The organism is Psychrobacter sp. JCM 18903 (genome assembly GCF_000586475.1).
In the GTDB taxonomy this organism is placed as follows: Bacteria; Pseudomonadota; Gammaproteobacteria; order Pseudomonadales; family Moraxellaceae; genus Psychrobacter.
This window is the reverse complement of the sequence record NZ_BAWJ01000045.1, coordinates 1-3,352: the sequence shown is the minus strand read 5'-3', so window position 1 is coordinate 3,352 and position 3,352 is coordinate 1. Positions and strand designations below refer to the sequence as shown.

The window sequence follows — 3,352 nt, the reverse complement described above, 5'->3', positions numbered from 1 at the left end:
GCAATAATACCCCTGAGGGTTTTGTAAAACAAAAACTACCTGCCGTGATTAAAGTCACAGACTTAGCTACCTTTAATCGTATGGCAGAGAATCCACTACCCAACACGACTTATGAGTATGGTAGCTATGCATGGCGTACCGATAGTAAAGGTCGTGTTGATCAAGTATCAGGTACAATTGATCCGAAAGACCATGGGCGTCAAACAACAGATAGCATTACTACGACAAAAATTGGTAACGATAAGGGGTCGAAATCGGGTGATGTAGGTTTCCATTTAATTGGTAATCAGTTCAATGGTCCAATTAATCGATTAAATGTTGTACCAGGTAACGGAAAACCTTCTAATGGAGTAGCAAACTTAAATCAAGGAGCCTATGCGAGTAAGTTTGAGAGTAAGGTAAAAGCGTTAGCCGCAGCGGGTAAAAAGGTAGAAGTAAGGATAGAGCCAATTTATCGTAGTGGTAATAATACAACAAGGCCAGATACAATCAGAACAAGCTATAGAATTGAAAACGGTACTTGGAGAACTAGAACGTTTAAAAATCAAGCAGGAGGTTGAAATGAATAACTATGAAAAGAACTCTATTGAAAAAAAGATATCACTTTGGGTACAGAGTAACGCACCTACCGACTGGAAAAAATGTTGTGTATATATTGAGCTAATTATCATAAATAATGATTATGAGTCAGATGAATCGGTAGTCTGGTTTGATAGTAATAATCAAGTTATTGATTATTTAGTAGAAGGTAGTATAGGTATTCAAATGACCGATTTATTTTACGAATTAAATAAAGTTAGTTTTATGACTGACAATAGATCTTGGACGACCTGCAAGATGAAAGTTACTTCAGATGGAAAATACAACTTTGACTTTGGCTATGACATACCACCACGCCTTATGGGATCAGCTGAAGACTTGATGTACGACCCAGACTATAAAGAGTTCTAAAATATGAACTTACTATTTAAAAACTTTATCCGTTATTAATTTGATTGAGCCAATATATAATTCAAACAACCGAAGTGTTAGACCAGATGCTTTTTCAGTGTCTTATGGCGAAGTTGGTAAAAGAGTTACAGAAAATATTATTCAAAATAAAAAAGGTGGTTGAAGATGAGTGTAACTAAAGTGGAAGAACTACAAGAGCTAATCGTTAGATGGGTTTTTGATAATAGTCCACAGAACTGGACTAAGTACTGTCACTACATTGAGCTAGTCAAAACAGGTGAGGATTTTGAAAATAGTTCATCTTCGGTATGGTTTCATAATAACGAAGAAGTAGATTATAGAGTAGACGTCAACAATAGGTATCTCTTATTAAAATTATTTTTTGAATTAAATGAAACTATGCATAATTCAAAAGAATATTGGACTACCTGTAAAATGAAAGTCACAGTAGATGGACAATATAACTTTGACTTTGGCTATGACATACCACCACGTCTCATGGGATCAGCTGAAGATTTACTCTATCATCCAGATTATGAAAGTTTCTAAACTCTGAGCTAGCTATTAGGGGAAGTATTTGGTTTTGTATCTATTCATAATTGAGTACTCCCTCATAAGTCCTACTGTACAGATGATTTAGGTAATCTCGTAAAACACTACTCAGTGATAGCAGATATAAGACCAATCAGTTTTTTGGTCTTATATCTTGCTTCTGCTAGTGCCATCTTATTCTGTGCTACTACGGTCAACACACAAGGCTTACCGATATAGTCAGTTTTGACAAATAGCATGTTTCCAGCAGTGGCTTCGACGATAGTGATGTCGCACTTGCCCTGCTTCATTTGACTCGCGGATGAATCGCTCAGTGCTGATAGTGTGCTGCTCATCGCTGCAAACTTGTCCGTTTGATTGCTCAATTCACTGATCGAAAAGCAACTAATGGGAAAGCCATCTGTGGTGCATAAGCTAACCAATATGACTTCTCTATTGGCGTCACACAGTGCTTTCATATGGCTTAATAACACTATTTTTGCTGGTGATTTTTCGTCTAATTTTTCTTTTAACATAGTCATATCTGGCATTAGTCTTGATTGTTAAGGGTATTAAATAATGACAACAGAGACACGGCGGACTCTCTATTTCTAGGATCTGTATGGAGCACGGGTGCCACCACTTTATGCTGCATCAACATCACTCTTATTTCTTGTCCCAGTGCTGAAAGGCTATCTTTGTCAGCATCCTCGCAATGAGTGATGCCAATGATACACGTGGTCTGATTTTTTTCTGGTGCAAAAAAGTGTAATAGCTTATCTAAATTGGCATAATCGGGTGTCTCGTCATATCTAATCAAAATGAGCAATCCCCATAGCGACTGATTGACGAACTCCCATAAAAAAGAAAACCGCTCTTGACCTGGCACACCGTAAATACCTAGCGCCATATCGTCAGACAGAGTGATGCGCCCATAATCGATACCGACCGTCGTGTACTCTTTACCGATATCGATACTAGATTTTGCTTCTGTTTCGATGGGGCTTATCTCGCTTAGGGTTTTGACCAACTGAGTTTTTCCAGCACCTACTTCACCAATGATTGCTAGTTTCTGATAATTCAATTTTTTACCTCATTCCTAAGAATTTTTTGATCGCACCATAAAATTTGTTAGGCTTTTTCTCATTTACGGTTTGCTCATGTATCGGTGCTGCCTCTGTGACACTCAATAAACCTAAACGATCAAACTCTCTGATAATCTGTGTGACTTGATGATGGCTACCAAAATCACCACTATCCGCTAGTGCATTAAACGAATAAGGCTTTTTAGTCAATTTGATACACAGGTTCATAGTCATTTGAGGATTACTTTCATTATTCAGATCAGGCCAAGCTAATAATCTTAAATTCTTACCTTCATAATACTTTTCAGGCGCCGTATCAGATTTTTTTATATCAATAAACGGTTGAATACGTCTTTGTTGAGACTCATCAAAGCTGTTCAACACAGCGCTATTATTCTCAATGAACGCATTAAAAAAGTTATCTTGATCCACAAAGTCAAACACGCTCACAGCCCAATTATTAAAGCTGCGTTTGATCACGCGCACATCCAAAAACACCCAAAGATCTTCATGTCTAGGATCAGAAGCTATCTTACTCATTAACTTGTCTACTTCCAGATGAGGGCCTTCTAGCACTTGCAGATACTGACCGTCACGGTAAGAGATGATACCCGTAATTTGCGATTTTGGATTATTCTTACGAGAGACGCTAACGATGTCTGATAACCCAGTAGGCATTCGAATAGTACGATCACTGATAGGCACTCTACTGACGTATGCAATACACTTCATTTTGCCACCACTTGATAAAACGGCTCACGCTCGTTAAGTTATTCCTACTGCTT

At 37.9% G+C, this 3,352-nt stretch carries 6 protein-coding genes; 3 read left to right on the top strand and 3 right to left on the bottom strand.

Annotated features, from left to right (window positions below):
• The 3 genes from TT12_RS14865 to TT12_RS14855 all read left to right on the top strand — a co-directional run.
• Positions 1–560, top strand: a 560-nt coding sequence (locus TT12_RS14865) for a DNA/RNA non-specific endonuclease (RefSeq protein WP_045456450.1), incomplete at its 5' end; no start/stop codon positions are given.
• A 1-nt stretch (position 561) separates the two neighbouring features.
• The gene (locus tag TT12_RS14860; protein ID WP_045456448.1) at positions 562–951 is read left to right on the top strand and encodes a hypothetical protein; all 390 of its coding nucleotides are present in this window, start codon (positions 562–564) and stop codon (positions 949–951) included.
• A 165-nt stretch (positions 952–1,116) separates the two neighbouring features.
• On the top strand, positions 1,117–1,500 hold the full coding sequence (locus tag TT12_RS14855) for an antitoxin YezG family protein (protein WP_045456445.1): 384 nt from the start codon (positions 1,117–1,119) through the stop codon (positions 1,498–1,500).
• Between the two features lie 107 nt (positions 1,501–1,607).
• On the opposite strand, the gene TT12_RS14850 is transcribed toward TT12_RS14855, so the two are convergent.
• Genes TT12_RS14850 through TT12_RS15855 form a run of 3 tightly spaced genes read right to left on the bottom strand, consistent with a single transcriptional unit; the run spans position 1,608 to position 3,299 of the window.
• Positions 1,608–2,024 carry a roadblock/LC7 domain-containing protein gene (locus TT12_RS14850; RefSeq protein ID WP_201582183.1) on the bottom strand — a complete coding sequence of 139 codons (417 nt, stop codon included), beginning with the start codon at positions 2,022–2,024 and terminating at the stop codon, positions 1,608–1,610.
• 8 nt (positions 2,025–2,032) lie between these two features.
• Entirely contained in the window at positions 2,033–2,566 is a 534-nt protein-coding gene (locus tag TT12_RS15860) for a GTP-binding protein (RefSeq protein ID WP_201582184.1), read from the bottom strand.
• Between the two features lie 4 nt (positions 2,567–2,570).
• On the bottom strand, positions 2,571–3,299 hold the full coding sequence (locus TT12_RS15855; protein WP_201581392.1) for a BLUF domain-containing protein: 729 nt from the start codon (positions 3,297–3,299) through the stop codon (positions 2,571–2,573).
• Positions 3,300–3,352 lie beyond the last annotated feature (53 nt).

What these genes read in the sequence shown, in the direction of transcription:
- TT12_RS14860 (WP_045456448.1), top strand. Translation starts at nt 562, where the DNA reads ATGAATAACTATGAAAAGAACTCTATTGAAAAAAAGATATCACTTTGG.
- TT12_RS14855 (WP_045456445.1), top strand. Translation starts at nt 1,117, where the DNA reads ATGAGTGTAACTAAAGTGGAAGAACTACAAGAGCTAATCGTTAGATGG.
- TT12_RS14850 (WP_201582183.1), bottom strand. Translation starts at nt 2,024, where the DNA reads ATGACTATGTTAAAAGAAAAATTAGACGAAAAATCACCAGCAAAAATA.
- TT12_RS15855 (WP_201581392.1), bottom strand. Translation starts at nt 3,299, where the DNA reads ATGAAGTGTATTGCATACGTCAGTAGAGTGCCTATCAGTGATCGTACT.